Below are 26,768 nucleotides of genomic sequence, written 5' to 3'. Positions count from 1 at the left end.
TCTTTTAACAAAAATGAAAAATGAAAAAAATTACAAGTATACTACTGCTGTTGTTTGCTCCATTCTTATTTGCACAACTACAAACGATTACGTATTCGATAAGTCCTTCAACCTTTGAAGACAATCAATCTATAACCATAACCATTAATGGAAATTCAATAAATGAAACTACTTGGGCATCTGGGAATAATTTATATTTATGGGCCTGGTCATTTGACAGCAACGATAGTAATCAATTAGATTGTCCAACAAATGGATTTTGGTCAGATTCAAATGAAACAAATAAATTAGTTTATAACTCAGGAACAGACACCTACACTTATACGCTCACGCCAAATGCATTTTATAACCGATTTACAGGAATTGGAAAAATTGGTTTTCTTGTAAAGGCAAAAAACGGAACTGGGGATAAAAAATCTCAAGACATAACATCAGAAGTTGGTGCATTTAATTTTAATATAGCAACTCCTTTAAATTTAAATACCATATTAAATTCTGGTGGGAGCATATTTATTTCTGCCAATCATACAAACGGAGCAGCAAATTATGTGTTAAAAGCAAATGGAACAACTATTAATACTTTAAATGCCGCAGCAACAAGCTACAGCTATACTGCATCAAATATTACAACAAATACAAATTTTACTTTAGAAGTTACACAAGGAACTATTACATTAACTAAATCGTTTAGTGTGATTGTGGCGCCTTCTGTTGTTCCTTCAGCTTTATTACCAACAGGATTAGAAATTGGTATAAATTATAATAGTACAGATGCTACAAAAGCCACATTGGTTATAGAAGCACCAGGAAAAGATTTTATATACGTTGCAGGAAGTTTCAACAATTGGCTACCTACTGCTACGCACTTAATGAAAAAAAATACAACAGGGAGTAAATTTTGGTTAGAATTAACCGGACTTACACCAGGTCAAGTATATACGTATCAATATTGGGTAGTAGACCAAACTCCAACAACTAATTCACCAAATTTAGTAAAAACTGCAGATCCTTGTTCCACTTTGGTATTATCACCTTATGATGATCAATGGATACCTGCATCAACATATCCAAACTTGCCAGCTTATCCAGTAGGACAAGAAAGGGAGGTAACCGTGCTTCAAACAGGCAAAATACCTTATAATTGGCAAAATACAAACTTTACAAAACCAAATAAGGACAAATTAATAATTTATGAGGTACTTGTAAGAGATTTTGATTCAGATAGTAATTATCAGGACCTAATTGATAAAATTGATTATTTTAAAAACTTAGGAATCAATGCGATCGAATTAATGCCTAATATGGAATTTGAAGGAAATGAAAGTTGGGGATATAACACTTCATTTCATATGGCTTTAGATAAATTTTATGGGACTGAAAATAAATTCAAAGAATTTGTAGATATATGCCACCAAAACGGAATTGCTGTAATTCTAGACATCGCCTTCAATCATGCCTTTGGGAGAAATCCTCTAATAAGAATGTGGATGAATGACACTAATTCTGGCGTACAAGATGGCTGGGGACCACCAAACACGGATAACCCTTATTTTAATACCGTTGCGCTGCATAGTTATAGTGTTGGAGAAGATTTTAATCATACCAGTACTTTTACACGTGAATACGTAAATAGAACGCTTAAACATTGGATAACTGAATTTAAAATTGATGGCTTCCGTTGGGATTTAACCAAAGGGTTTACTCAAAATTGTACAAGTACTAATGAATCGTGTACTAATGGTTATCAAACAGATCGCGTAGAAGTTTTAAAATTATATGCTGATTATTCATGGGCTTTAGATCCAAATCATTATGTTATTTTTGAACATTTAGGATCTGATTTTGAAGAACAACAATGGGCAAATTACAGATTATCTGAAGGTAAAGGAATTATGATGTGGGGTGAAATGTTTACCCAATACAAAGAGCTTGCAATGGGGTATTCTAATACCACTGGAAACATTAATAGAATGGGTCACGTGAGTAGAGGATTTTCAGGTAAACGTTTAATAGGTTACCCTGAAAGTCATGACAAAGACCGATTAATGTACGAAGCAAAAACATATGGAAATAATTCTGGTACAAGTCCAGTCTTCAATAACGAAACCAATACTATAAATAGAATGTCTGCATTAGGGGCAATAAGTATGCTGATTCCTGGGCCAAAAATGATTTGGCATTTTCAAGAATTAGGAATGGACGATTCTATTTATACTTGTGAAAACGGCTCTGTTAACAGCGAAACTGATGCTACACCAGGAAATTGTAAATTAGATACAAAGCCACAACCACAATGGGTAGAAAATTGGTTAACAACAACCCCAAGAAGTGCTATTTATTCCAATTATGTTAAATTTACTAAACTTAAAAAAGGAGAAGCTGCTTTTAGTGGAGAGTATGCTATTTCTCCAGATGGTTCTGATAACTTAAAGCAAAGAATTTATATTTATGATAATGCTTTGCCTGCAACGCAATTAAAAAATGTAGTTATTTTAGCAAATTTGTACACAAGTAACCAAAATATTGTTGCCGATTTTCCATATACAGGAACATGGTATAATTTAATGGATAACACCACAACAAATGTAACTGCAACGAATATGCAAATTACATTAGGGCCAGGCGAATTTAGAATTTTTGGTAATCAACTTTCTACTGTATTATCTAATGAAAGTTTTGAAGCAATTTCTAAAGTAGAACTATATCCAAATCCAAGTACGAATGCATTTCAAATTTCTGTAGATGCTAAAAAAGTTGAAATTTATTCGTTAACAGGTCAATTAATTCAAACCGAAAATAATTGTGTAGCAAACAAAGAAATAAATATTTCTAACTTAGCTAAAGGAATTTACATTGTAAAAATCACCAATTCAGATGCGATTTCTGTAAGTAAGAAATTGATAAAAGAATAAGAAGAAATACAAATTAAAAAGGGGTCTAAATTTAGACCCCTTTTTTTATTCTGTATAAATTAAACCAATTCAGTAACAACTAAACGTTCAATAGCGTTCCACAATCCTATTCTTTTTTCAAGTGATTCTTGGGCAACTTGTGCTACTTCTTGCCATTTTTTAATATCATCTCCGCATAAGTAATCAATCATTTTCATTGCCATTGGGCCGTGTTCATCAGCGTCCAACTCAATGTGTCTTTCAAAGTAATAAATCAATTTAGATACATTTGTTTCTGGGAAGTTTTTCTGGAAACTTTTAACTATTTCAGTAAACATATTTGGAATTAAATCTTCGCGACCAAATGTAAATGCCGATGCAATTTTATGTGGTTGTCCAGTTTCAATAACGGTAAATGAAAAGTTTAAAAAGTCTTTAACTTCGTCAGGTAAATTAGCATTTTTTATCGCAACAAAAACGTTTTTCGTACTCGCTACTTGCTCTAAAAATTCTAAAACGGGTTGTGTAGTAGCGCCGCATTCTTTCATAGCATCTAAATACATTTCAAAATGACTTTGTCGTGAACCATCTAACGCCAAATCTGATTCTTCTGCTACCACAATCTCATTAATCAAATAGCGCAACTCTGGATTTGGTGAAGCCGTCCAAGGTATAGAAACCGAAGTTAAATGAATTTGTAACCCTTTTAACAACGACATAAAATCCCAAACTGCATAGACGTGATGCGTTAAAAAAACATGTAAATCCTCAATAGTATGAATTTTAGCATACAAAGGATGATTTAACAACTCTTGTCTTAAAGGTTCAATTTCGTTTTTTATCGAATTTGTATTCATTTTAAAAATGTTAAAATTTTAAGTGTAATTCTTTCGGATACAAAAGTAAAAATGCTTCTCCAAATAGAGAAGCATTTTATATCAATTTTATTTATTGTTTAATCTAAAAATGCCTTATTTGAAAGCAGGAAAGCCAGTTACATCCATTCCTGTTATCAACAAATGAATGTCATGCGTTCCTTCGTAAGTAACAACCGATTCTAAATTCATCATATGACGCATAATAGAATATTCGCCAGTAATTCCCATTCCACCTAACATCTGACGTGCGTCACGAGCTATTGTTAAAGCCATATCCACGTTGTTTCTTTTCGCCATAGAAATTTGAGCGGTTGTAGCTCTTCCTTCATTTCTTAAAACGCCTAATCGCCACGTTAATAATTGTGCCTTTGTGATTTCTGTAATCATTTCTGCCAATTTCTTTTGTTGTAATTGTGTCGCACCAATAGGTTTGTCAAACTGAATACGTTCTTTAGAATAACGCAAAGCGGTATCATAACAGTCCATTGCAGCGCCAATTGCACCCCAAGCAATTCCATATCGTGCTGAATCTAAACATCCCAGCGGCGCACCAAGTCCAGATTTATTTGGTAATAAATTTTCTTTTGGTACTTTCACGTTATCAAAAATAAGTTCACCCGTTGCCGAAGCACGTAACGACCATTTATTATGTGTTTCTGGAGTGGTAAACCCTTCCATACCTCTTTCTACAATTAATCCGTGAATTCTGCCTTCTTCATTTTTTGCCCAAACTACTGCAATATCAGCAAAAGGCGCATTTGAAATCCACATTTTAGCACCATTTAAAAGATAATGGTCGCCCATATCTTTAAAATTCGAAGTCATTCCACCTGGATTTGAACCGTGATCAGGTTCTGTTAAACCAAAACAACCAATAAATTCTCCAGTGGCTAATTTTGGCAAATATTTCATTCTCTGTTCTTCATTTCCGTATTTCCAAATTGGGTACATTACCAATGAAGATTGTACAGAAGAAGTAGATCGTACACCAGAATCGCCTCTTTCAATTTCTTGCATAATTAAACCATATGAAATTTGGTCTAATCCCGCACCACCATATTCTACAGGAATGTATGGCCCGAAACCACCAATTTCACCCAAACCTTTTACAATTTGTTTTGGAAATTCAGCACGTTGCGCATAGTCTTCAATAATTGGAGAAACTTCTTTTTTTACCCAAGCTCTTGCTGCATCACGTACTAATTTGTGCTCTTCTGATAATAAATCGTCTAACAAATAATAATCTGGTGATTGAAATAAATCTGGTTTCATATAAGAATTTTTTTATAAATCGATTTGAATGACAAAAGTAATTATTTTTTAACAAAAGTAAATTGAATTGTTAGATTTATTAGAAAACAAAAGTTAAAACTTACATTTTCAAATAAAATTATTCTGTTAATTTTATATCTATTATATAGAAATTGGATTTCAATTATCAGACATAACTCTAAGAAAATAATAATTTTTTTAAAATAAGGCATTTTAAATGTGATAATTTATAGGTTTGTTATAATAATGTAATAAAGTAAAAAGAGCATTTTGGAAACATTTGAGGAAATTTTAAATAAGAACAAAGGGATAATTTTTCGTATTGTCAATTACTATTGTAAAAATGCGGATGACAAAAAAGATTTAGAACAAGAAATTTTAATTCAAATATGGCTTTCCTATAAAAAATACAATGTTGCATTTGCTTGGAGTACTTTTATTTATAGAATTGCATTGAATGTTTCGATAGGGTTTTATAAAAAACAAAAAAGACGAAAAGATAAATTTATTAACGTTAATTTATTTATTGAAACACATTTGCAGGATGAGACGCCTTTAGTAATTGATGATGACTTAAGAGTGCTAAATGAATTTATATTTCAATTAAATGACATTAATAAAGCACTTATGATTTTGTATCTACAAGAAAAGTCTTATGCAGAAATTGGTTTGATTTTAGGAATTTCTGAAACTAACATTAGTACAAAAATTAACAGATTAAAAATTCAACTGAAAGAATATTTTAAAAAAAATAAAAATGGAAATAGATAATTTAAAAAAAGCTTGGCAGGAAACGATTGATAGTCGAGAAAAAAACACCGAAATCAATTATTTAGTTTTAAAAAAATTGACCTTGGAAACTACTTCAAGTTCAATCAATAAAATTCTTAACTTTCAAAAAATTGGAACTTTTCTTGCATTGCTATATGCCATTATATCTTTTGCTCTTGGATTTATATTTTTAACAACTTATTATTGTGTTCCATTGTTCATTTCGGGAATTTTAATGGTTTATTGTTTTTTGGGTCATTATAAAAATAATAAAATGATTGAAAATATAGATTATTATAAAACCCCAGTAAAAGATTATTTAAAAACTGTTTTACAGTATGAAAATAAGATTTATGACGCCAAAAAAAGCGATTATATTATAACCTTTTTTTGGGTTACAGCGATTTCGCCTTTATATATAAAATATGTTAAAAATATAGATGTTTTTGAAGATAGTTATTCTTTACTGATTTTCCTTGGAGTTTTAATTGTAATTTTTTTATTTATTGCAATTGGCACAAATTCAATATATAAAAATTATGGCAAAAAATTCAATGGTGTAAAAAATCAATTAGAGGAAATTCTGGAATTTGAAAAAGAATAAACCTACATTTTCAAATAAAAATCTTGGGTAAGTTCAATATATTCTGTAGTGTATTGATGACGCGCCGTTTCTATAACTAATTCATCAATGACTGGCGTTTGTTCTATACGAGTAAATGCCAATAAACTTCTTTTAATTTCAGAAGTTGGCGTGCCTTTTACTCGAGTAATCTTTAAAGGAAATAATAAGGATTGTTTTGCTAAAGCGATAAAATCTTCTTCTGCCGAATAAGGAATAATCACAGAAAATATTCCGTTTTCTGACAATAACAAATAGGCTGCTTCTATCAACTCATCAAAAGGTAATGCATCTGTAAAACGAGCTAAATCTCGTGATGCGTTATCTGTTTTATAATCTTCAGAATAAAAGGGCGGATTGGAAACAATAATGTCGTATTGTTCTTCTATTTCTTCTAATTCAGCTACAAATTCATCTAACCCAGCATGATAGCAATATAAGCGGTCTGCCCAAGGCGAATTTTCAAAATTATCTACACATTCTTCGTAGGCATTTTCTTCAATTTCAATGGCATCAATTTGCTCTGAGAAACTTCTTTGGGCTAACATAAGGGAAATTATTCCTGTTCCAGCTCCAATATCAAGTATGTTGTATGGATTGTTAATTAGTGGCGTCCAAGCACCTAATAAAACACCATCTGTTCCCACTTTCATGGCAGATTTTTCTTGTTCAACTGAAAATTGTTTGAATTTGAACATCATATATTAAATTCCAATATTTTTTAATAAATTCCAATATTTTAAATTCCAAATTCCAAAAGTGGCGTAGTGAAATTCCAATATTTTAAATTCCAAATTCCAAAAGTGGCGTAGTGAAATTCCAATATTTTAAATTCCAAATTCCAAAAGTGGCGTAGTGAAATTCCAATATTTTAAATTCCAAATTCCAAAAGTGGCGTAGTGAAATTCTAATATTTTAAATTCCAAATTCCAAAAGTGGCGTAGTGAAATTCCAAAAAATTATTGATATTAAACCTTTAAAACTAAAATTTAAATTAAGGTTTAGGTTTTGTTATTATCGTTGATAATATTTTACGCAAAGCATCAGCTTCGATAATTAATTCTTGAGAAATTTCTCTTAATTCAGCATTCATTTCATTTAATAGCATCAACCAGTATTTAGATTCTTTTGCCTCTTTTCTTGCTATTTTTACTCTAAATAAAAAATCTTTATCTCCAAGTTTTTCATTTGCTTCAATATAATTAGCGCCTACAGAACCGGATGATCGAACTAATTGTTTTCCGTCTTCAATATTCGAAATGGTTTTTGGAAGTTTTTGAATATAAACTCTACAATCTTTTGCAAATAAAAAAGTTCTCTCTTCTAAATCGTAAGGCTTACTCATAAAATAAGAATTTGAAATTTGGAATTTATTTAAAGTTGGAATTTGGAATTTTATTATTGGAATTTGGAATTTAATTTTTGGGATTTACTCCAAATACAAATCCACTAAACCAATAGGTGTGTTTAAAACCAATTCTTTTTCTTTTCTATTGACTTCAATAATAAAAGAGTCGATCATAGGAACTAAAACTTGTTTTTGTCCTTTGAAAATTTCAAAGATAGGTTGAGCGGCATTATCCAAAATGGCGTGAACAGTTCCTATATCACCTAAGCGTTGGTCTGTAACTTTAAAACCTATAATTTCGTGAAAATAAAACTTGGTGCCTTCTAATTTTGGTAACATCGTTAGAGGTAAATATACTTCTAAATTTTTCATATTGTCAGCGTCTAATTCTGTATCAACATCTTCAAATTTAACGCGTAAAAATTTATCTCTATGAATGGATGATTTATCAATAAAAAATGGAACCAGATTTTTATTGTATTCAATAAAAACTGATTCCAAATTTTGATAAAGTTCAGGTTCGTCTGTATCTAAAAAGATAAGAACTTCCCCTTTGAAACTAAATTTTTTAGCGATTTTGCCTAAATAGAAACATTCGTCTTTACGCATTATCGCAGTATATTAAGCTTCTTTTTCTTCGTTGTTTTCTTCAGCAGCAGGAGCTTCTGTAGTTTCTTCTGTAGCAGCTTCAACTTCAACTACTTCTTCAACAGCAACTTCTTCAGTTACTTCAGCAGCAGTCTCAACTACTTCTTCTACAGCAACTTCTTCAGTTATCTCAGCAGCAGCTTCAACTTCAACTACTTCTTCTGTAGCAACTTCTTCAGTTACCTCAGCAGCAGCTTCAACTTCAACTACTTCTTCTGTAGCAACTTCTTCAGTTACTTCAGCAGCAGCTTCAACTACTTCTTCTGCTTTTACAGCATCAGCAATTGCAGCCATACGTTTTTCGTTTGCTACTTGTTCTGCTTTAAAAGCTTTAGCTTTAGCATCTGCTTGCGCTTTGCTTAAACCGTCTTTTTTAGCATCTACTTTTCCAGCTTTTGCATCTAACCATGTTGCTAATTTAGCATCTGCTTGTTCTTGTGTTAAAGCACCTTTTCTAACTCCACCATCTAAATGATGTTTCAACAAAGCACCTTTATAAGATAAAATTGCTTTAGCCGTGTCAGTTGGTTGGGCACCGTTGTGTAACCATTGAACAGCACTATCAACATTTAAATCAATAGTTGCAGGGTTAGTGTTTGGATTGTACGTCCCTATTTTTTCTAGGTATTTACCATCTCTTTTTGAGCGGGCATCTGCCGCTACGATCCAGAAAAAAGGTTTCCCTTTTTTACCATGTCTTTGTAATCTAATTCTTACTGGCATAATCTTGTGATTAAATTTGAGGTACTCGACCTCGGTTAATTAAGGGTGCAAAGATAATAATAATTATCAAATTTCAATGTTTTATGTTTAATTATTTTTAAATCAGTGTTTTAATGGATTTTTTAGAACACAGATTGGATAAATTTTAGAAATCTTAAAAATTTCTCCAATCTGTGTTCTAAACTATTTTGAAATTAATATTGAACTTTGAAATTGATTTTTAACATTGATATTGATTTCGTATATTTGAACTTTATAAAAAATAATCATGGAAAACATAAAACAATACGTTCAGGAGAACAAAGAACGATTTATTAAAGAATTAATAGAATTACTAAAAATGCCTTCTGTTAGTGCAGATAGCGCGTATGCTCAAGATGTAATTAATACTGCCGAATCGGTGAAGTCAAGCTTAGAAAAAGCAGGTTGTGATGTAGTTGAAATGTGCGAAACACCAGGTTATCCAATCGTTTACGGACATAAAATAATTGATTCAAGTCTTCCTACAGTATTAGTTTATGGACATTATGATGTGCAACCCGCAGATCCTATTGAATTGTGGACGTCTCCCCCATTTGAACCCGTAATAAAAGCTACAGAAATTCATCCAGAAGGCGCTATTTTTGCACGTGGTGCTTGTGATGACAAAGGTCAGATGTATATGCACGTGAAAGCTTTTGAATATATGATTGCTAATAATAACTTGCCTTGTAATGTAAAATTTATGATTGAAGGCGAAGAAGAAGTAGGTTCTAAAAGTTTAAGTTGGTTCGTAGAACGCAATCAAGAAAAATTAGCTTGTGATGTGATTTTAATTTCAGATACTGGAATGATTTCAAACACACAGCCTTCAATTACAACTGGTTTACGTGGCTTAAGCTATGTGGAAGTAGAAGTAACGGGTCCTAATAGAGATTTACATTCAGGCTTATATGGTGGAGCTGTTGCTAATCCTATAAATATATTAACCAAAATGATTGCTTCATTACACGATGAAAATAATCATATTACGATTCCTGGTTTTTACGATGGCGTGGAAGAATTGTCATTAGAAGAAAGAGCCGAAATGGCAAAAAGACCGTATTCTGAAGATGATTACAAAAAGGCATTAAATATTGCAGATACCTATGGTGAATCTGGTTATACAACTAACGAGAGAAATTCTATTCGTCCAACTTTAGATGTAAACGGAATTTGGGGTGGTTATACTGGTGAAGGTGCAAAAACCGTAATTGCAAGTAAAGCATTTGCAAAAATTTCGATGCGATTGGTTCCAAATCAAGATTGGGAAAACATAACAGAATTATTTAAAAAACACTTTGAAAGTATTGCGCCAAGTGCCGTAACAGTTAAGGTAACACCTCATCATGGCGGACAAGGTTACGTAACTCCAATTGACAGTATTGGTTATCAAGCAGCAAACAAAGCTTATACCGAATCGTTTGGTGTTTCGGCTATTCCTGTTCGTTCTGGTGGAAGTATTCCAATAGTTGCTTTGTTTGAAAAAGAATTGAAAAGCAAAACGATTTTAATGGGATTTGGTTTGGATAGTGACGCCATTCACTCGCCAAATGAACACTATGGAATTTTCAACTATATGAAAGGAATTGAAACTATTCCGTTATTTTATAAATATTTTACAGAAATGTATAAAAAATAAAAAGAAGAAATTAATTTGCTAAAAGAAAACTTAGTTTATATATTTGCACTCCAATTATCGCGGGTATGGTGAAATTGGTAGACACGCCAGACTTAGGATCTGGTGCCGCAAGGTGTGAAGGTTCGAGTCCTTTTACCCGCACAAAAAAGCTCAAAACAATGTTTTGAGCTTTTTTTATTTAATACTTAACATATACGTTTCTAAAGCTTGCAGTTCCGCTTCCGTCATAGCTTTTGTAATTTCGAGATTGGCTTTCATAATTTCATATTGCGAAGGATCAACAATCGGATCCATTTCACCTTGTAAGAATAACGAAATACTTGCTTTTTTGTCTGTATATATTTTAGAAATGTCTTTAATACTTGGCCCTGAAGTTTCAACATCTGCTTTATGACAAGTAGCGCACATTCCTTTTCCTTCAAAAATTTCTTTTCCTAATGCTTCAGGTGTAAGCACAGAAGTTTCGGTTTCAGTTGATACAAAAGGATTTTCCATTGTCTCAGTTTCTGTTTTTTTACCACAACTAATAAAACTGAAAACTATTGATACTATCAACAGAAATTTCAAATACACTTTCATAATTAATTTATTGTTTATTTAATAAAATCGCTGCTTCTTTCGCAAAATAAGTCGAAATTAAACTGGCGCCGGCACGTTTGATACACATCAATTGTTCCATCATAATTTTGTCGTGGTCGAGCCAACCTCTTTCGGCAGCGGCTTTAATCATGGCGTATTCGCCAGACACATGAAAAACAGTTACAGGAACATTTACCGCGTTTTTTACTTCGCGAACAATATCTAAATACGCAATTCCGGGTTTTACCATGACCATATCTGCGCCTTCTTCCACATCCCAAAGTGCTTCTTTAACGGCTTCGATGCGATTCGCATAATCCATTTGGTAGGTTTTTTTGTCCTTCGGCACTTCTACATCCGATTCTCTTGGCGCACTGTCTAATGCATCTCGAAACGGACCATAAAATGCAGAAGCATACTTCGCCGAATAACTCATAATACCTACATTTTGGAAATCCGCCGCATCCAAACCTTGGCGCAAACGCAACACTCGTCCGTCCATCATATCGCTTGGCGCAACAAAATCGGCTCCAGCTTGAGCGTGTGAAACCGCCATTTTTACTAAAGCTTCATTAGTAAGATCATTTGCAACATCGCCGTTTTCAATAATTCCGTCGTGACCATAAATTGAATACGGGTCTAAAGCCACATCGGGCATCACAATCATTTCAGGACAAGCCGCCTTGATAGCACGAATAGCTTGTTGCATCAAACCGTTTGGATTCCACGCTTCTTTACCTGTATTGTCTTTTAAATCTTCGCTAACTTTCACATAGATATTCACGGCACGAATTCCTAAATCGAATAATTCTTGGACTTCTTTCACGGTTAAATCTATCGAACGACGAAAAATTCCTGGCATCGATGGAATTTCGACTTGCACATTTTCTCCTTCTGCAATAAACATCGGAAACATAAAATCACTCGGACTTAATGTGGTTTCGCGAACTAAACTTCTTATGGATTCGTTTACTCTTAAACGACGTCCTCTCTGTAATGGAAACATACTATTTTATTTTTTTGAACCATTAAGGGATTAAGTTTATTAAGGGTTTGACTAAATTTTCTTAATCTCTTAATGGTTTAATTTATACCCAATCCATAGGTTTTTCTAATACTTTTACTACTTTTTCTTCTTCGCTACCTACCACAGGATGATGATCATAATGCCATTGAACGTGTGGTGGTAAACTCATTAAAATACTTTCTATTCGGCCATTGGTTTTTAAACCAAATAAGGTGCCTTTGTCGTGAACCAAATTAAACTCAACATAACGACCACGGCGAATTTCTTGCCAAGTTCTTTGTTCAGCTGAATAAGGCAAGTCTTTTCTTCTTTCTACAATTGGTAAATAGGCGTCAAGAAATGAATTCCCGACTTCGTTTACGAAATTGAACCAATCTTCCATTTTCATAGTTTCGGTTTCTTTCAAATAATCAAAAAACAACCCGCCTATTCCACGAGCTTCATTTCTATGTGTATTCCAAAAATAGTCATCGCATTGTTTTTTATATTTCGGATAGAACTCTGGATTATGTTTGTCGCAAGCCGTTTTACAGGTTTGGTGAAAATGAATGGCATCTTCTTCAAACAAATAATAGGGCGTCAAATCTTGTCCGCCGCCAAACCAACTATTGATTACTTTCCGTGAGCCTGTACTGAGCTCTGTCGAAGTATCGTACATTTCGAAATAGCGCCAATTTGCGTGAACGGTTGGCACCATTGGATTTTTTGGATGAATGACTAAACTCAATCCACAAGCAAAAAAATCGGCTTCACCTACGTTGAATAATTTTTGCATCGAATCAGGCAGTTTTCCGTGAACCGCTGAAATATTTACGCCACCTTTTTCAAAAACAGCACCATTTTCAATTACGCGTGTTCTTCCACCACCGCCTTCTGGTCGTTCCCAAATGTCTTCACGAAATTTAGCAACGCCATCCAAAGCTTCTAATCCTTTACAGATTTGATCTTGAAGGGTTTGTATGTATTGGTAAAATTTATCTTTCATTTAAATAGCTTTTAGCTATGCGTTCAGCCGCTTCACGACAGTTGAGCTTAGTTCTTGTTATTTTTTCTTACAATATATCTTACTGCCTTTAAGTTTAAATCCAATACTTGAATATAAATTTATTGCAGCCAATCTATGATCTTCAGTAAAAAGCAGTATTTCAGAAAGTTCTTTTTCTTCACCTACTTGAACTAATAAATTAATTAATTTTCTTCCTACTCCTTTTCCACGAGAAGCGGAGTCTACAACTACATCTTCAATCCAACCCTTATTTCCAGATATAACTTTGTAAGTACACATTAATGCAATTCCAATTATTTTATTATTATTCTCACAATATGCAATTGTAATTTGGTTTTTCTCATTCAATATTTCTTCAAGATCTAACTGAATTTTATTTGGACTTAATTGACGAAATAATTCAGAAACTTGCTCTTTAATGTCTATGTTTAAATCATTTTTGTCTAAAATAGCTGTTTTCATTTCTTTTAAAGTGTTTTAAACAATACAGTTTTATTGAGTTATAATTTTTTACGAACAACTATCTGCTGTCAGCTTATTTATTGTATTCTTTAACTGCTTCCACAAATGCTTTCGCGTGATCCACAGGAATATTTGGTAAAATTCCGTGTCCTAAGTTTACGATATAATTGTCTTTTCCAAATTCGTCTATCATTTCGTGAACCATTTTTTTGATGGTTGGAATAGGTGACAATAAACGACTTGGGTCGAAATTTCCTTGTAAGGTGATATTGCCTCCTGATAAATAACGGGCATTTCTTGGTGAACAAGTCCAATCTACTCCTAAAGCTGAAGCTTTTGATTTTGCCATATCCCCTAAAGCAAACCAACATCCTTTTCCGAAAATAATAACTGGAGTTATTTCTGCTAAAGCTTCAGTAATTTGATTGATATATTGAAATGAAAATTCTTGATAATCTACAGGAGACAACATACCGCCCCAAGAATCGAAAATCTGAATCGCATTACAACCTGCTTTTACTTTTTCTTTCAAATATAAAATCGTCGTATCGGTAATTTTTTGTAATAAAACGTGCGCTGCAACTGGGTTTGAAAAACAAAATCCCTTGGCAGTATCAAAACTTTTAGAGCCTTTTCCTTCAACAGCATAACAAAAAATCGTCCAAGGTGAACCTGCAAAACCAATTAATGGCACTTCATCGTTCAACATTTGTTTGGTCAATTTAATCGCATCAAAAACATAGCCTAAGGTTTCATTCACATCTGGAACAAACACTTTTTCTACATCTTGAGAAGTACGAATTGGATTCGGAATTATTGGCCCTAAATTATCTTTCAATTCCACGTGAATTCCCATCGCTCTTGGCACCACCAAAATATCTGAAAACAAAATTGCTGCATCTGGTTTCACGATACGAATTGGTTGAACCGTGATTTCAGCTGCTAATTCAGGTGTTTCACAACGTGTAAAGAAATCGTATTTGTCACGCAAAGCTCTAAATTCAGGCAAATATCTTCCCGCTTGGCGCATCATCCAAACCGGTGGGCGTTCCACTTTTTCGTTATTTAAGGCACGTAGAAATAAATCGTTTTTTATCATTTTGTTTATATTTAACCTATTAGGTTATATTATGTGTAATATTCTATAACTTGTTCAATAACGTTTTCAATACTTGGTTGATACGCTGTTTTTATATTTTTAATTTTAGTTTCTGACAATACAGCTCTTAAAGCATCTGCTGTTGTATTTCCTATACAAAACAACTTTTCGGTACCAAGTGTGTTTTTTTTCAAATAACTGGTTACGGCAGATGGGCTGAAAAACAAAATCCCATCCACTTTATCTGAAATTTTATGAGGTCTTAACGTTGTATCGTACACTTTAATTTCATTAAACGTAATTTCGTTTTCAGTTAACATTTCTGGCAAGGTATCTTTACGAAGATTGCCACTAAAAAAAGTAAAACTTTCATCGGAATAAACTAACGTAATAATTTCTGCTAAATCTTCTGCATAACCTGTGTAGGCTTCTACTGTGAAACCATTTTCGTTTAATAATTCTTTGGTTTTTAATCCGACACAAAAAACGTTTTTTTGCTTTAATTCATCAATTTTTGGATGTTGCAAAATACTTAAAATAGCATTTTGACTCGTGAAAATCAAGTTTTTGTTCAGATTTTTTATTTCGAAAGAAGCGTTTTCTGTTTTAATAAAATCTGCTTCAATAACTTTAATAGTTGCTTTAACTAATTCTTGTTTTTGAATTGGTGAAAGTGTTTTGGTTGATAATATTGTAGTTTCTTTTACCATTTTTTTCTTTTACCATTAAGAAATTAAGATTATTAAGTTTTCTTAATTCCTTAATGGTTTGTTTTTACTTTTTTAGTTTTTCTTTAATTTCAGTCATTACTACTGTGCCGCCATTGGCTAAAATTTCTTGAGCGGTATGAAATCCTAATTTTTTCCATTCCGAAACAGCTACGGTTTTAGTAACTTCTAATTTTTGTTTTCCGTCTATTGATAATAAAACACCTGTAAAATCAATCACATCTTCTTTCTCATTATACGTAGCGATTGCTCCAATTGGCGCTGTACAACCTCCTTCTAACGTTCTTAAAAATTGACGTTCTATATAGGTACAAATTTCTGTTTCAATATGATTTAATTGCGAAACGGCATCTAAAGAAAAGAAATCATCTGCATTACACACAACAACCATAGCGCCTTGAGCGGGTGCTGGAATCATCCAATCTAAAATAATTGCCTTTTCTGGTTTTAAGTTGATGCGCTCCAAACCGGCTTCTGCAAAAATAGCCCCGCCCCAATTTGATTCAGCTACTTTTAGCAGGCGCGTATTTACATTACCACGAATATCTTCTATTTTATGACTTGGGTATTTGTGTAACCAACTTGCTTTTCTTCGTAAACTACTGCTTGCAATGACGCTGTTTTCTTCGGTTAAAAAATCTAAATTTTCTTTATAAACCAAAATATCAAATGCTGAAGCTCTTTCCAAAACGGCACCTTGTACAATTCCGTTAGGTAATAAGGTTGGTACATCTTTCATAGAATGTACCGCAATGTCAATTTTGCCTTGAATCATTGCAACATCCAACGTTTTTGTGAAAATTCCTGTAATTCCTAATTCGTATAATGGTTTGTCTAAAACAATATCTCCATCGGATTTTACTGCGATAATTTCCGTTTTATAGCCCAAATCATTCAACTGTTTTTCAACGGTTTTAGCTTGCCAAAGTGCTAGTTCGCTATCGCGGGTTCCTATTCGTATTGTTTTACTCACTATTTAATGTTTTTGGTTTTCTATTTGAAAAACTTTATTAATCCACTCTACACTTTCATCTACAACCGTGTTGTCATCTTTTAAGTGATTGGCAAAATGACTGGTAATTTTTTGAATTAATTTTGCGGTAACAATTTCGGTATATTCTTCATTGAAATCAGCATTTTTCTTTTTTAAATGATTGATTTCCGATTCTTTAATGGCGTTTAATTTGGCTTTTAAAGCGTGTATCGTTGGTGCATATTTTCTTCCTTTTGACCAAATTAAAAATTCAGTTAAAACTTCACTAATAATTTCTTCGGCAGCCGGTATAAATAGTTTTCTGTTTTCTAAAGTTTCATCGGTAATTTCCGACAAATGATCCATATGCACTAAAGTAACCAAAGGGTTGTGCTTTACGTTTTCATTGACATTTTTAGGTATAGATAAATCTAAAATCAATAATGGTTTTTTGAGATTTAAAATATCCAAATCTACTGTTGGATTCTGAGCGCCAGTGGCTACAACAACCACATCTGCCTTTTGCAATTCTATTTGTAAATCGGAATAATCTTTAACAACAAGGTTTAGTTTTTTGGCTAATTTTTCTGCCTTATCCTTGGTTCTATTAATCAGCGTAATTTGGTCATGTTTGGAATGTTTTACCAAATTCTCACAAGTATTTCTTCCAATTTTTCCTGTTCCGAAAAGTAAAATATTTTTGTTGGAAATTTCTTCTACATTCTTAAAAATATATTGCACTGCCGCAAAAGAAACAGAAGTAGCGCCGCTTGAAATTTCAGTTTCGTTTTTAACTTTCTTACTCGCTTGAATGACCGAATTTACTAATCTTTCTAAATACGGATTTGCTAAATTGTGTTTTTTACTTTCTACAAAAGCGTTTTTCAATTGAGCAATGATTTCAAAATCGCCTAAAATTTGACTATCCAAACCCGTTCCTACTCTAAACATATGGTTTAAAGCTTCCTTTTGTTTGTAGACATAAGCGTATTTTTGAAATTCTTCAACCGTTCCTAAACTGTTTTCGCACAATAAATGAATCAATTGAAATGGATGCTGTGCAAAACCGTAAATTTCAGTACGGTTACAAGTGGAAGTAACAATCAGACTTTCAATTCCGTTAGATTTTGCCTGTTTCAAAAGATTGGTTTTGGCAGTAGCGTCTAAACTAAATTTACCTCTAATTTCGGCGTCCGCTTTTTTGTAGCTTAGTCCGATAGCGTAGAAAGTAGTTTGTTTTGCAGGTGAATGATTGTCCATAAATTGCTTTATCTCTTAAAGATGCACAAAATTATTGTTTCCATCTGTACAAAAACAACGCTGAAAGTACTTTTTATGTCGGAATTCGATTTTTTTAAATAAATTGCACTTATTTTGATATAAACTACTAACTTTGTAACAAATTCAGCACCAAACAACTGATTTGTTTAGATTAATTATAAATAACAAGCTTGTTTTTTGTTAAACAATTCATAAAAAAATAACGCTATGAGTTCATATGAAGAAATTAAAATTGATACCGATTTTACGTTATTACGATTTCAAAACGATTCTGACACTACCGAAACGTCTGAAAAACAAGTAGGTACAGGTTTAATTCAATTTCATTTTAATGTAAAAGGAAAGGGAAAATTTATTTTTAATAATAATTCTTATACTTTAGATTTGAATGAAGAAAAAGCGCTATTGCTTTACAATCCGCAAAAAGAATTGCCACTTCATTTAGAAATTGCGCCAAAAAGTTGGATTATTTCTATTTTAATTTCAATTAAAAAATTTCACACTTTATTTTCATCGGATTCAGAAATGATTCCGTTTTTGAGTAAAGATAATTTAGAAAAAAAATATTACACCGAAGAAAGTATCAGCCCGTCAATGGCAATTGTATTAAATCAAATATTTCATTACAACCAAAATTCATCAATCAAAACCTTGTATTTAAAAGGAAAAAGTTACGAATTATTAAGTCTGTTTTTTAATACGAATGAAGATCCAAACGCAGAACATTGTCCGTTTTTATCAGACGAAGAAAATGTACTAAAAATTAAAAAAGCAAAAGAAATCATCATAAAAAATATGGCAGAACCACCAGGTTTACAAGAATTGGCTGATGAAGTTGGGATTTCATTAAAGAAATTAAAAGCAGGTTTTAAAGAAATTTATGGCGACACCGTTTTTAATTTTTTATTCGATTATAAAATGGAATTCGCACGAAAACTTTTGGATACTGGCTCGTATAATGTAAATGAAGTGGGATTAAAAATTGGCTACAGCACCTCAAGTCACTTTATTGCAGCATTTAAAAAGAAATTTGGCACAACGCCAAAAAAATACCTATTAAACTTAAACGTTAATTTATAAAATTACAATACAATGAAAGGAGTATTATTAGTAAATCTTGGTTCGCCAGAAAGCCCTACTGCTAAGGATGTAAAACCATATTTAGATGAATTTTTAATGGATAAATACGTAATTGACGTTCCGTTTTTATTACGTGCTTTATTGGTGAGAGGAATTATTTTACAAACACGACCAAAAAAATCTGCTGAAGCCTATGCAAGAATTTGGACAAGCGAAGGTTCTCCATTAATTGTAATTTCTAAAAAAATGCACGAAAAAGTAAAAGGGTTGGTTGACATTCCGGTTGCTTTAGCTATGCGTTATGGAACCATTACTATTTTAAAAGGATTGCAAGAATTACACGACAAAGGCGTAACAGAAGTGATGCTTTTTCCTTTGTATCCGCAACACGCTATGGCTTCAACCACTACTATTTTGGTATTAGCAGAAGAGCTTCGCGCCAAGCATTTTCCAAATATGAAATTTACTACGGTTCCTGCGTTTTATAACAAACCTGGGTACATTGAAGCGTTATCTAATTCGATAAAAAAGCATTTGGAAGGTTTTGAATACGATCATTTATTGTTTTCATATCACGGAATTCCGAAACGTCATATTCGTAAAACCGACATTACAAAATCGCATTGTAAAATTGATGGTTCTTGTTGCAATACGCCTTCGCCAGCACACGAATTTTGTTACAGACATCAATGTTATGAAACTACAAAACAAGTGGTGAAAACATTGGGTATTCCGGAAGGAAAATACAGTCAAACGTTTCAATCGCGTTTAGCAGGAGATAAATGGTTAACGCCATACACCGATGTTGAAGTGAATAAAATGCCTGAAAAAGGAATTAAAAAATTAGCCGTTGTAACTCCAGCGTTTGTTGCCGATTGTTTAGAAACATTGGAAGAAATTGCAATGGAAGCTAACGAACAATTTTTACATCACGGTGGTGAAGAATTTATGGCCATTCCGTGTATGAATGACGAAGATGAATGGTGTGGTGTTGTGGCTGATTGGATTGAAGAATTTAAAAATAGTAAATAGTAAAAAGCGATTAGTAAATAGTTTATTTTATGTACGAATACCTAAAATCCTTACACTTAATTTTTGTAATCACTTGGTTTGCAGGATTATTTTACATTGTTCGCTTGTTTGTGTATCAAATTGAAGCAAACGAAATGCCTTCGCCAGAAAAAGAAATTTTACAAAAACAGTATAAAATAATGACGTACCGTTTGTGGTACATAATTACTTGGCCGAGTGCGGTTTTAGCCACTATTTTTGCATTGTCGTTGTTACATTTAAATCCTGCTTTTATGGAAATGCCTTGGATGCAAGTGAAATTAGGATTTGTAGTTTTGTTATTTATCTATCATTTTAAATGTCAAAAAATTTATACCGAATTACAAAATGATACCGTAAAATATACCTCAAACTTTATGCGATTATGGAACGAAGGCGCGACCATAATTTTGTTTGCTGTAGTTTTTTTAGTAATTTTAAAAAATGCAATCAACTGGATTTATGGTGTAATTGGAATTATTTTGTTTTCAGTGATTATTATGCTTGGTTTTAAATTCTATAAAAGAATAAGAGATAAAAAAAGTGATTAAATTTTTAAAAATACATACACTTTCGTTACGACGAAGAATATTTTTGTCGATGTTGTTTATTACAACATTTTCAACAATACTAATTACTGTAGTGTCACTAATTCATTTTCGGTACGAAGCTAAAGAATACCACGAAGAACGTTTGTCTCGAAAAGAAAATGCGATAAAAGAGCATATAGAATACATTTTACAAACTTCAAAATTTCCACTTACTACCAATAATATACCAAGTATTTTTAAGGGTAGAATTCTTGAATTATCAGATATTCATAGTCTTGAAGTTAATTTTTTTGATTTAAACGGAAAATTACTATTATCATCTAAATCTTATATTAAGAATAAAAAGAAACGGAAAATTAATGCCGAAATTCTTAAAAGCTTAAAAAATTCTACTGAAAAGCGAATTGTAATTACAAAGGTTAAAGAAAACGAAACATACATAAAATCGTCTTATAGTTATATTAAAGATGCCGATTTTAAAAATCTTGCTATTTTAAATATTCCGTATGAAGAGAATAGCGATTTTTATAATCAAGAAGCAGAAAACTTCCTAACTCGATATGCGCAAGTATTTATAATTATGTTTATTATTTCTATTTTAATATCCTATTTATTATCCAGTAATATTACCAAATCGATTTCTCAAATTTCAGAAAAATTAGGGATTACACAGTTAAATGAACGCAATCAAAAACTTAAGCTTCAACCTGGAAATCAAGAAATTAATGGGCTAATTTTGGCCTATAATAATATGGTTGATACCTTAGAAGAAAGCGCACAAAAATTAGCTCAAAGCGAACGTGAACACGCTTGGCGTGAAATGGCAAAACAAGTGGCTCACGAGATTAAAAATCCGCTTACGCCAATGCGTTTAACCATACAAAGTTTTCAAAGAAAATTTGATCCGAACGACCCAAATAACAGTCAAAAACTTGAAGATTTTTCTGAAACCCTTATTCAGCAAATTGATACAATGAGCACTGTAGCAAGTGCGTTTTCAAATTTTGCCAATATGCCCACACAACAAAATGAACGCTTAAATATTGTTCAGGTTTGCAAAACAGCGCTCGAAATTTTTAATGAAGATTATGTTGATTTTATAAGTTCGGAAAATGAAATTTACACTTCTTTTGATAGAACACAATTGACAAGAATTGTAACTAATTTAGTAAAAAACGCCATTCAATCTATACCTGAAAATCAAAAATTTAAATCAGTAATGGTTGAAATTTTAAAAGAAGATACTAATTTTATTTTGAAGATTTCGGATAACGGAATTGGAATTTCGTTTGAAAACCAAGCGTATATTTTCGAACCAAAATTCACAACAAAAAATTCTGGTATGGGATTAGGATTGGCCATCATTAAGAAAATTATTGAAAATTATAACGGAAGTATTTCTTTTAAATCCGAAGAAGAAAAAGGAACACTTTTTACAGTAAAACTACCTATAAAAAACTAAAAAATGGAAACTATTTTAATTGAAAAAAAAGACAATTTCGCGATTGTTACGATTAACAGACCCACAAAATTAAATGCTTTAAACAAAGCGACAATTGAAGAACTACATACAGCATTTAACGATTTAAATAACGACAGCAGTACGAAAGTAATTATATTAACTGGAAGTGGTGAAAAAGCATTTGTAGCTGGTGCAGACATTGCTGAATTTGCGCATTTTACTGCTTCTGAAGGAGAACAATTGGCCGCAAAAGGACAAGAATTATTATTTGATTTTGTTCAAAATTTACAAACTCCAGTTATAGCCGCAGTAAACGGATTTGCTTTAGGTGGTGGTTTAGAATTAGCTATGAGTTGTCATTTCAGAATTGCTTCAACTAATGCAAAAATGGGCTTACCAGAAGTTACTTTAGGCGTTATTCCGGGTTATGGTGGCACACAAAGATTGACACAATTAATCGGAAAAGGTAGAGCCATGGAATTAATCATGACAGCCAATATGATTGATGCTGAAACGGCGAAATCGTATGGGTTAGTAAATCATGTGGTGCCGCAAGAAGAGTTATTAGATTTAGCAAAATCTTTAGCTACAAAAATTAGTCAAAATTCAAGTGTGGCCATTGCAAAAGCTATAGAAGCGATAAATGCCAACTTTGAAGACGGAGTAAATGGTTTTGATGTAGAAATAAAAAACTTTGGTGCAAGTTTTGCTACAGAAGATTTTAAAGAAGGCACAACGGCATTTTTAGAAAAAAGAAAAGCGGTATTTGTTGGGAAATAAAACAAATCGAAAATTAATTAAATAAAAAAATCCCGAGCAATGCTCGGGATTTTGAATTGTATAGAAAATTGAATTATTTTTTCTTTTTTCCACCTTTTTCTGCTTTTGCAGCTTCTTGAGCCGCTTTCATAGCAGCACGAGAAATTCTTACTTGACAAACAACTGTGTTGTCTGGGTGTAAAATTTTGTAGTTTGGTGCGCCTAATTTAGTAACATATAATTTGTTACCCATTTCTAATTCAGAAATGTTTGCTTCAACGAAATCCGGTAAGTTTGCAGGTAAAGCTCTCACTTTTAATTTACGTTGGTTTAAACGTAAAACCCCTCCTAATAAAACCCCTGGAGATGTTCCAGTAACTTTAACAGGTACTTCCATTGTAATTTCTTTTGCAGCATCTAGATTATAGAAATCTACGTGTAAAATTTTGTCAGAAACTGGGTGAAATTGAATATCTTGTAAGATACCGTCAAATTTCTTTCCGCCTTCTAATTCAATTACTACAGTGTGCGCTTCTGGAGTGTAAACTAAACCTTTAAATGCTCTTTCTTCAGCACTAAAATGTACTGGATTTTCCCCTCCGTAAATAACGCAAGGAACCATTCCAGCATTACGTAAGGCTTTAGTAGCTACTTTGCCCACGCTTTCTCTTTGTGATCCTTTGATCGTAATTGATTTCATTTGAAATAAATTAAAATTAATAAAAAATAATTGGTTAGTAGTTTAAAGGAATGAACATCTTCAAACCGACTAACTTTACATTAAAAACTTCCCACTTATGGAAGTATTGTTTTGAACCATGTGCATTACATCTGCAAATAACGGCGCACAGCTCACCACTTTTATTTTCTTAGATTCTTTCTTTAACGGAATAGAATCTGTAACGATTAACTCTTCTAATTTTGAGTTTTCAATTTTTTCGTACGCCTCACCAGATAAAATGGCGTGTGTACAAATGGCTCTTACACTCAAAGCACCTTTTTCAATCATTACATCAGCAGCTTTTGCTAATGTTCCACCAGTATCAATCATGTCGTCAACTAAAATAACATGTCTTCCTCTCACTTCACCAATCAATTCCATCGTATCGATAACGTTGGCTACTTTTCTTTGTTTGTAACAAATTACCACATCTGATTCTAAAAATTTAGAATACGCATAGGCTCTTTTAGAACCCCCCATATCAGGTGATGCGATAGTTAAATTTTGTAATCCTAAACTTCTTACATAAGGTAAAAAGATAGTTGAAGCAAACAAGTGATCTACTGGTTTTTCAAAGAATCCCTGAATTTGATCTGCATGTAAATCCATGGTCATAATTCGAGTAGCTCCTGCTGTTTCTAATAATTTAGCAACCAATTTTGCCCCAATCGGCACTCTTGGTTTGTCTTTTCTGTCTTGTCTTGCCCATCCAAAATAAGGAATTACAGCTGTTATGTGTCTGGCAGATGCTCTTTTTGCGGCATCAATCATTAACAACAATTCCATTAAATTATCTGCACTCGGAAATGTGGAACACACTAAAAACACACGAAGACCTCTAATAGATTCTTCAAAAGATGGTTGAAATTCTCCATCGCTGTATTTTGAGAATGTTACTTTACCTAGCGGCACACCGTATTTACTGGCGATTTCTTCTGCTAGGTACACACTTTGAGAACACGCAAATATTTTTGCTTCAGGCTCTTTGTATGACATTTTAATTAGTTGTTTAGTAGTTATTTAGTTGTTGTGTTGTGCAATTTGGGTGCAAAGTTAGTAATTTAATTGAACTCTGAAAGTAAAATTTTAAGTATTTTTATAATGAAATTAGAAACTTTAGTTATATTTGCACTCTCTTTAAAAGCCATAAAGTAAATATTTATTTATTTTTGCTTTTCAATGCCCGGATGGCGGAATTGGTAGACGCGCACGACTCAAACTCGTGTTCCTTGGAGTGTGGGTTCGATTCCCACTCCGGGTACAAAAAATCCTTAATTAGCTTTATTGTTAATTAAGGATTTTTTTATTTTAATTTGAAAACGGATTCTTTTGGCGTCAAAACTTTAAATAAGAATCCAGAATTAAATTTTAACACTATGAAAAATAGTATATAAAATAGTATTTTTGCGAAAAATTAATACAAATGAGTTTCGAAAAAGAAATTGCCCGTAGAAGAACTTTTGGAATCATCTCGCATCCAGATGCTGGAAAAACAACATTAACAGAAAAACTTTTGTTATTTGGAGGTGCAATTCAAGAAGCTGGTGCTGTAAAAAGCAATAAAATTAAAAAAGGCGCTACATCCGATTTCATGGAAATTGAACGTCAGCGTGGAATTTCGGTTTCTACTTCTGTTTTGGCTTTCAATTACAAAGAGAAAAAAATAAATATTTTAGATACGCCTGGTCACAAGGATTTTGCGGAAGACACATTCAGAACACTTACTGCTGTAGATAGCGTTATTGTTGTGGTTGACGTCGCAAAAGGTGTGGAAGAGCAAACAGAAAAATTGGTAGAAGTATGTAGAATGAGAAGCATTCCTATGATTGTTTTCATTAACAAACTGGATCGTGAAGGGAAAGACGCGTTTGACTTAATGGACGAAGTGGAACAAAAACTAGGTTTAGACGTTACACCTTTAAGTTTTCCAATTGGTATGGGATACGATTTTCAAGGTATTTACAATATTTGGGAGAAAAACATTAATTTGTTTGAAGGTGATAGCCGAAAAAATATTGAAGAAACCATAGCTTTTTCAGACATCCAAAGTCCTGAATTAGAAAAAATTATTGGTGAAAAACCTGCGACAAAACTTCGAGAAGAATTAGAATTAATTACCGAAGTGTATCCTTCATTTGATAGAGACGCGTATTTAGCAGGAAAATTACAGCCTGTGTTTTTTGGTTCGGCGTTAAATAATTTTGGAGTTCGCGAATTATTAGATTGTTTTATCAATATTGCTCCTACGCCACGTGCTAAAGAATCGGATACCCGATTGGTGCAACCTGATGAGAAAAAATTAAGTGGTTTTGTATTTAAAATACATGCCAATATGGATCCTAAACATCGCGACAGATTGGCATTTATTAAAATTGTTTCGGGAACTTTTGAAAGAAACAAACCTTATCTTCATGTTAGACAAGGGAAAAATATGAAATTTAGTAGTCCAAATGCGTTTTTTGCAGAGAAAAAAGAAATTGTAGATATTTCTTATCCAGGAGATATTGTAGGGTTGCACGATACTGGAAATTTTAAAATTGGCGATACACTTACGGAAGGTGAAACAATGAATTTTAAAGGAATTCCAAGTTTTTCTCCAGAACATTTTAGATATATTAATAATGCCGATCCCTTAAAAGCAAAACAATTAGAAAAAGGTGTCGACCAATTAATGGATGAAGGTGTAGCGCAATTATTCACTATTGAAATGAACGGCAGAAAAGTAATTGGAACCGTTGGTGCATTACAATATGAAGTAATTCAGTATCGTTTAGAACACGAATATGGCGCGAAATGTACCTATGAAAATTTTCCTGCATACAAAGCGTGTTGGGTACTTCCAGACGACCCAAAAAACGAAGAATTTAAAGAATTTAAACGTGTAAAACAAAAGTTTTTAGGACACGATAAACACGGACAATTGGTTTTTTTAGCTGATAGTGAATTTTCTATTCAAATGACGAATCAAAAATATCCAAGTGTTAAATTATATTATACTTCCGATTATCATAAAAACGAAAACTAAATCATAACAAAAATCGCCTCAGTACTGAGGCGATTTTTGTTTTATTAAATAGGTTAGTGTTCTTAATTTACTTTTTGATAATTAAGAATTCACTTCTTCTGTTTTGTGCGTGTTGTTCTTCTGTGCATTCTGTGCATGGTGCTTTTGGTTGG

General features: G+C 32.6%; 25 protein-coding genes, 2 tRNA genes and 1 pseudogene. 12 read left to right on the top strand and 16 right to left on the bottom strand.

Annotated elements, in window-relative coordinates:
• Positions 1 to 20: 20 nt before the first annotated feature.
• Complete coding sequence (locus ACIQ16_RS08960; RefSeq protein WP_396150735.1) at positions 21 to 2,912, top strand: alpha-amylase family glycosyl hydrolase; 2,892 nt, start codon at positions 21 to 23, stop codon at positions 2,910 to 2,912.
• Between the two features lie 59 nt (positions 2,913 to 2,971).
• Here ACIQ16_RS08960 and ACIQ16_RS08955 read toward each other — a convergent pair whose 3' ends face one another.
• Both ACIQ16_RS08955 and ACIQ16_RS08950 read right to left on the bottom strand, forming a co-directional pair.
• Positions 2,972 to 3,748 carry a DUF3050 domain-containing protein gene (locus tag ACIQ16_RS08955; RefSeq protein WP_396150733.1) on the bottom strand — a complete coding sequence of 259 codons (777 nt, stop codon included), beginning with the start codon at positions 3,746 to 3,748 and terminating at the stop codon, positions 2,972 to 2,974.
• A 114-nt stretch (positions 3,749 to 3,862) separates the two neighbouring features.
• A complete protein-coding gene (locus ACIQ16_RS08950) occupies positions 3,863 to 5,041 on the bottom strand; it encodes an acyl-CoA dehydrogenase family protein (protein ID WP_396150731.1) in 1,179 nt (392 codons plus the stop codon).
• Between the two features lie 270 nt (positions 5,042 to 5,311).
• On the opposite strand from ACIQ16_RS08950, the gene ACIQ16_RS08945 reads away from it, so the two are divergent.
• Positions 5,312 to 5,812 (top strand): RNA polymerase sigma factor, encoded by a 501-nt coding sequence (locus ACIQ16_RS08945; RefSeq protein ID WP_396150727.1) that lies wholly within the window; start codon positions 5,312 to 5,314, stop codon positions 5,810 to 5,812.
• A complete protein-coding gene (locus tag ACIQ16_RS08940; RefSeq protein ID WP_396150725.1) occupies positions 5,799 to 6,416 on the top strand; it encodes a hypothetical protein in 618 nt (205 codons plus the stop codon). Before ACIQ16_RS08945 ends, ACIQ16_RS08940 begins: the two co-directional genes overlap by 14 nt.
• Positions 6,417 to 6,418: 2 nt before the next feature.
• On the opposite strand, the gene ACIQ16_RS08935 is transcribed toward ACIQ16_RS08940, so the two are convergent.
• The 4 genes and pseudogenes from ACIQ16_RS08935 to ACIQ16_RS08920 all read right to left on the bottom strand — a co-directional run.
• The gene (locus ACIQ16_RS08935; RefSeq protein WP_396150739.1) at positions 6,419 to 7,132 is read right to left on the bottom strand and encodes a tRNA1(Val) (adenine(37)-N6)-methyltransferase; all 714 of its coding nucleotides are present in this window, start codon (positions 7,130 to 7,132) and stop codon (positions 6,419 to 6,421) included.
• 296 nt (positions 7,133 to 7,428) lie between these two features.
• The gene (locus tag ACIQ16_RS08930) at positions 7,429 to 7,779 is read right to left on the bottom strand and encodes a four helix bundle protein (RefSeq protein WP_396150723.1); all 351 of its coding nucleotides are present in this window, start codon (positions 7,777 to 7,779) and stop codon (positions 7,429 to 7,431) included.
• An 84-nt stretch (positions 7,780 to 7,863) separates the two neighbouring features.
• Positions 7,864 to 8,391, bottom strand: coding sequence for a ribosome maturation factor RimM (rimM, locus tag ACIQ16_RS08925; protein ID WP_396150721.1), 528 nt, complete (start codon positions 8,389 to 8,391; stop codon positions 7,864 to 7,866).
• A gap of 210 nt (positions 8,392 to 8,601) precedes the next feature.
• Positions 8,602 to 9,153: pseudogene (locus ACIQ16_RS08920) on the bottom strand (30S ribosomal protein S16); the annotation flags it as partial.
• A 268-nt stretch (positions 9,154 to 9,421) separates the two neighbouring features.
• Between ACIQ16_RS08920 and ACIQ16_RS08915 the strand changes: the two are divergent.
• Positions 9,422 to 10,813, top strand: coding sequence for a dipeptidase (locus ACIQ16_RS08915; protein ID WP_396150719.1), 1,392 nt, complete (start codon positions 9,422 to 9,424; stop codon positions 10,811 to 10,813).
• 59 nt (positions 10,814 to 10,872) lie between these two features.
• Positions 10,873 to 10,954, top strand: a tRNA-Leu gene (locus ACIQ16_RS08910).
• Between the two features lie 33 nt (positions 10,955 to 10,987).
• On the opposite strand, the gene ACIQ16_RS08905 is transcribed toward ACIQ16_RS08910, so the two are convergent.
• The 8 genes from ACIQ16_RS08905 to hemA all read right to left on the bottom strand — a co-directional run bounded on the left by ACIQ16_RS08905 (position 10,988) and on the right by hemA (position 17,947).
• A complete protein-coding gene (locus ACIQ16_RS08905; RefSeq protein ID WP_396150717.1) occupies positions 10,988 to 11,308 on the bottom strand; it encodes a c-type cytochrome in 321 nt (106 codons plus the stop codon).
• 91 nt (positions 11,309 to 11,399) lie between these two features.
• Positions 11,400 to 12,398 (bottom strand): porphobilinogen synthase, encoded by a 999-nt coding sequence (gene hemB / locus ACIQ16_RS08900; RefSeq protein ID WP_396150715.1) that lies wholly within the window; start codon positions 12,396 to 12,398, stop codon positions 11,400 to 11,402.
• A gap of 82 nt (positions 12,399 to 12,480) precedes the next feature.
• Positions 12,481 to 13,404, bottom strand: a complete 924-nt coding sequence (hemF, locus tag ACIQ16_RS08895) for an oxygen-dependent coproporphyrinogen oxidase (protein ID WP_396150713.1) — start codon at positions 13,402 to 13,404, stop codon at positions 12,481 to 12,483.
• 57 nt (positions 13,405 to 13,461) lie between these two features.
• Positions 13,462 to 13,887, bottom strand: coding sequence for a GNAT family N-acetyltransferase (locus ACIQ16_RS08890; protein ID WP_396150711.1), 426 nt, complete (start codon positions 13,885 to 13,887; stop codon positions 13,462 to 13,464).
• 73 nt (positions 13,888 to 13,960) lie between these two features.
• Positions 13,961 to 14,986: a uroporphyrinogen decarboxylase gene (gene hemE, locus ACIQ16_RS08885; RefSeq protein ID WP_396150709.1), complete on the bottom strand. Its 1,026-nt coding sequence runs from the start codon at positions 14,984 to 14,986 to the stop codon at positions 13,961 to 13,963.
• A gap of 29 nt (positions 14,987 to 15,015) precedes the next feature.
• The gene (locus ACIQ16_RS08880) at positions 15,016 to 15,696 is read right to left on the bottom strand and encodes a uroporphyrinogen-III synthase (protein ID WP_396150707.1); all 681 of its coding nucleotides are present in this window, start codon (positions 15,694 to 15,696) and stop codon (positions 15,016 to 15,018) included.
• A 64-nt stretch (positions 15,697 to 15,760) separates the two neighbouring features.
• The gene (hemC, locus tag ACIQ16_RS08875) at positions 15,761 to 16,690 is read right to left on the bottom strand and encodes a hydroxymethylbilane synthase (RefSeq protein WP_396150737.1); all 930 of its coding nucleotides are present in this window, start codon (positions 16,688 to 16,690) and stop codon (positions 15,761 to 15,763) included.
• Positions 16,691 to 17,947, bottom strand: coding sequence for a glutamyl-tRNA reductase (hemA, locus tag ACIQ16_RS08870; protein WP_396150705.1), 1,257 nt, complete (start codon positions 17,945 to 17,947; stop codon positions 16,691 to 16,693).
• A 228-nt stretch (positions 17,948 to 18,175) separates the two neighbouring features.
• Here hemA and ACIQ16_RS08865 point away from each other — a divergent pair, with 228 nt between their 5' ends.
• Genes ACIQ16_RS08865 through ACIQ16_RS08845 form a run of 5 tightly spaced genes read left to right on the top strand, consistent with a single transcriptional unit; the run spans position 18,176 to position 22,891 of the window.
• Positions 18,176 to 19,048, top strand: a complete 873-nt coding sequence (locus tag ACIQ16_RS08865) for a helix-turn-helix transcriptional regulator (protein WP_396150703.1) — start codon at positions 18,176 to 18,178, stop codon at positions 19,046 to 19,048.
• A 12-nt stretch (positions 19,049 to 19,060) separates the two neighbouring features.
• A complete protein-coding gene (gene hemH, locus ACIQ16_RS08860) occupies positions 19,061 to 20,080 on the top strand; it encodes a ferrochelatase (protein WP_396150700.1) in 1,020 nt (339 codons plus the stop codon).
• A 29-nt stretch (positions 20,081 to 20,109) separates the two neighbouring features.
• Positions 20,110 to 20,649, top strand: coding sequence for a CopD family protein (locus tag ACIQ16_RS08855; protein WP_353079279.1), 540 nt, complete (start codon positions 20,110 to 20,112; stop codon positions 20,647 to 20,649).
• Between the two features lie 49 nt (positions 20,650 to 20,698).
• On the top strand, positions 20,699 to 22,111 hold the full coding sequence (locus tag ACIQ16_RS08850) for a sensor histidine kinase (protein ID WP_396150698.1): 1,413 nt from the start codon (positions 20,699 to 20,701) through the stop codon (positions 22,109 to 22,111).
• Positions 22,112 to 22,114: 3 nt separating this feature from the next.
• Complete coding sequence (locus ACIQ16_RS08845; RefSeq protein WP_396150696.1) at positions 22,115 to 22,891, top strand: enoyl-CoA hydratase/isomerase family protein; 777 nt, start codon at positions 22,115 to 22,117, stop codon at positions 22,889 to 22,891.
• Between the two features lie 73 nt (positions 22,892 to 22,964).
• On the opposite strand, the gene ACIQ16_RS08840 is transcribed toward ACIQ16_RS08845, so the two are convergent.
• Both ACIQ16_RS08840 and ACIQ16_RS08835 read right to left on the bottom strand, forming a co-directional pair.
• Positions 22,965 to 23,570: a 50S ribosomal protein L25/general stress protein Ctc gene (locus ACIQ16_RS08840; protein WP_396150694.1), complete on the bottom strand. Its 606-nt coding sequence runs from the start codon at positions 23,568 to 23,570 to the stop codon at positions 22,965 to 22,967.
• Between the two features lie 75 nt (positions 23,571 to 23,645).
• Positions 23,646 to 24,587 (bottom strand): ribose-phosphate pyrophosphokinase, encoded by a 942-nt coding sequence (locus ACIQ16_RS08835; protein ID WP_396150692.1) that lies wholly within the window; start codon positions 24,585 to 24,587, stop codon positions 23,646 to 23,648.
• Between the two features lie 185 nt (positions 24,588 to 24,772).
• Between ACIQ16_RS08835 and ACIQ16_RS08830 the strand changes: the two genes are divergently transcribed.
• Both ACIQ16_RS08830 and ACIQ16_RS08825 read left to right on the top strand, forming a co-directional pair.
• Positions 24,773 to 24,852: transfer RNA gene (locus ACIQ16_RS08830), tRNA-Leu, on the top strand.
• 162 nt (positions 24,853 to 25,014) lie between these two features.
• Positions 25,015 to 26,616, top strand: coding sequence for a peptide chain release factor 3 (locus ACIQ16_RS08825; RefSeq protein ID WP_396150690.1), 1,602 nt, complete (start codon positions 25,015 to 25,017; stop codon positions 26,614 to 26,616).
• Positions 26,617 to 26,768: the final 152 nt, after the last annotated feature.

Origin of the sequence: Flavobacterium sp. (assembly GCF_044360715.1) — a bacterium.
Taxonomy (GTDB): Bacteria; Bacteroidota; Bacteroidia; order Flavobacteriales; family Flavobacteriaceae; genus Flavobacterium.
This window is presented reverse-complemented; position numbering and strand designations above follow the sequence as displayed.

What these genes read in the sequence shown, in the direction of transcription:
- ACIQ16_RS08960 (WP_396150735.1), top strand. Translation starts at nt 21, where the DNA reads ATGAAAAAAATTACAAGTATACTACTGCTGTTGTTTGCTCCATTCTTA.
- ACIQ16_RS08955 (WP_396150733.1), bottom strand. Translation starts at nt 3,748, where the DNA reads ATGAATACAAATTCGATAAAAAACGAAATTGAACCTTTAAGACAAGAG.
- ACIQ16_RS08950 (WP_396150731.1), bottom strand. Translation starts at nt 5,041, where the DNA reads ATGAAACCAGATTTATTTCAATCACCAGATTATTATTTGTTAGACGAT.
- ACIQ16_RS08940 (WP_396150725.1), top strand. Translation starts at nt 5,799, where the DNA reads ATGGAAATAGATAATTTAAAAAAAGCTTGGCAGGAAACGATTGATAGT.
- ACIQ16_RS08935 (WP_396150739.1), bottom strand. Translation starts at nt 7,132, where the DNA reads ATGTTCAAATTCAAACAATTTTCAGTTGAACAAGAAAAATCTGCCATG.
- ACIQ16_RS08930 (WP_396150723.1), bottom strand. Translation starts at nt 7,779, where the DNA reads ATGAGTAAGCCTTACGATTTAGAAGAGAGAACTTTTTTATTTGCAAAA.
- rimM (WP_396150721.1), bottom strand. Translation starts at nt 8,391, where the DNA reads ATGCGTAAAGACGAATGTTTCTATTTAGGCAAAATCGCTAAAAAATTT.
- ACIQ16_RS08915 (WP_396150719.1), top strand. Translation starts at nt 9,422, where the DNA reads ATGGAAAACATAAAACAATACGTTCAGGAGAACAAAGAACGATTTATT.
- ACIQ16_RS08905 (WP_396150717.1), bottom strand. Translation starts at nt 11,308, where the DNA reads ATGGAAAATCCTTTTGTATCAACTGAAACCGAAACTTCTGTGCTTACA.
- hemB (WP_396150715.1), bottom strand. Translation starts at nt 12,398, where the DNA reads ATGTTTCCATTACAGAGAGGACGTCGTTTAAGAGTAAACGAATCCATA.
- hemF (WP_396150713.1), bottom strand. Translation starts at nt 13,404, where the DNA reads ATGAAAGATAAATTTTACCAATACATACAAACCCTTCAAGATCAAATC.
- ACIQ16_RS08890 (WP_396150711.1), bottom strand. Translation starts at nt 13,887, where the DNA reads ATGAAAACAGCTATTTTAGACAAAAATGATTTAAACATAGACATTAAA.
- hemE (WP_396150709.1), bottom strand. Translation starts at nt 14,986, where the DNA reads ATGATAAAAAACGATTTATTTCTACGTGCCTTAAATAACGAAAAAGTG.
- ACIQ16_RS08880 (WP_396150707.1), bottom strand. Translation starts at nt 15,696, where the DNA reads ATGGTAAAAGAAACTACAATATTATCAACCAAAACACTTTCACCAATT.
- hemA (WP_396150705.1), bottom strand. Translation starts at nt 17,947, where the DNA reads ATGGACAATCATTCACCTGCAAAACAAACTACTTTCTACGCTATCGGA.
- ACIQ16_RS08865 (WP_396150703.1), top strand. Translation starts at nt 18,176, where the DNA reads ATGAGTTCATATGAAGAAATTAAAATTGATACCGATTTTACGTTATTA.
- hemH (WP_396150700.1), top strand. Translation starts at nt 19,061, where the DNA reads ATGAAAGGAGTATTATTAGTAAATCTTGGTTCGCCAGAAAGCCCTACT.
- ACIQ16_RS08855 (WP_353079279.1), top strand. Translation starts at nt 20,110, where the DNA reads ATGTACGAATACCTAAAATCCTTACACTTAATTTTTGTAATCACTTGG.
- ACIQ16_RS08850 (WP_396150698.1), top strand. Translation starts at nt 20,699, where the DNA reads ATGTTGTTTATTACAACATTTTCAACAATACTAATTACTGTAGTGTCA.
- ACIQ16_RS08845 (WP_396150696.1), top strand. Translation starts at nt 22,115, where the DNA reads ATGGAAACTATTTTAATTGAAAAAAAAGACAATTTCGCGATTGTTACG.
- ACIQ16_RS08840 (WP_396150694.1), bottom strand. Translation starts at nt 23,570, where the DNA reads ATGAAATCAATTACGATCAAAGGATCACAAAGAGAAAGCGTGGGCAAA.
- ACIQ16_RS08835 (WP_396150692.1), bottom strand. Translation starts at nt 24,587, where the DNA reads ATGTCATACAAAGAGCCTGAAGCAAAAATATTTGCGTGTTCTCAAAGT.
- ACIQ16_RS08825 (WP_396150690.1), top strand. Translation starts at nt 25,015, where the DNA reads ATGAGTTTCGAAAAAGAAATTGCCCGTAGAAGAACTTTTGGAATCATC.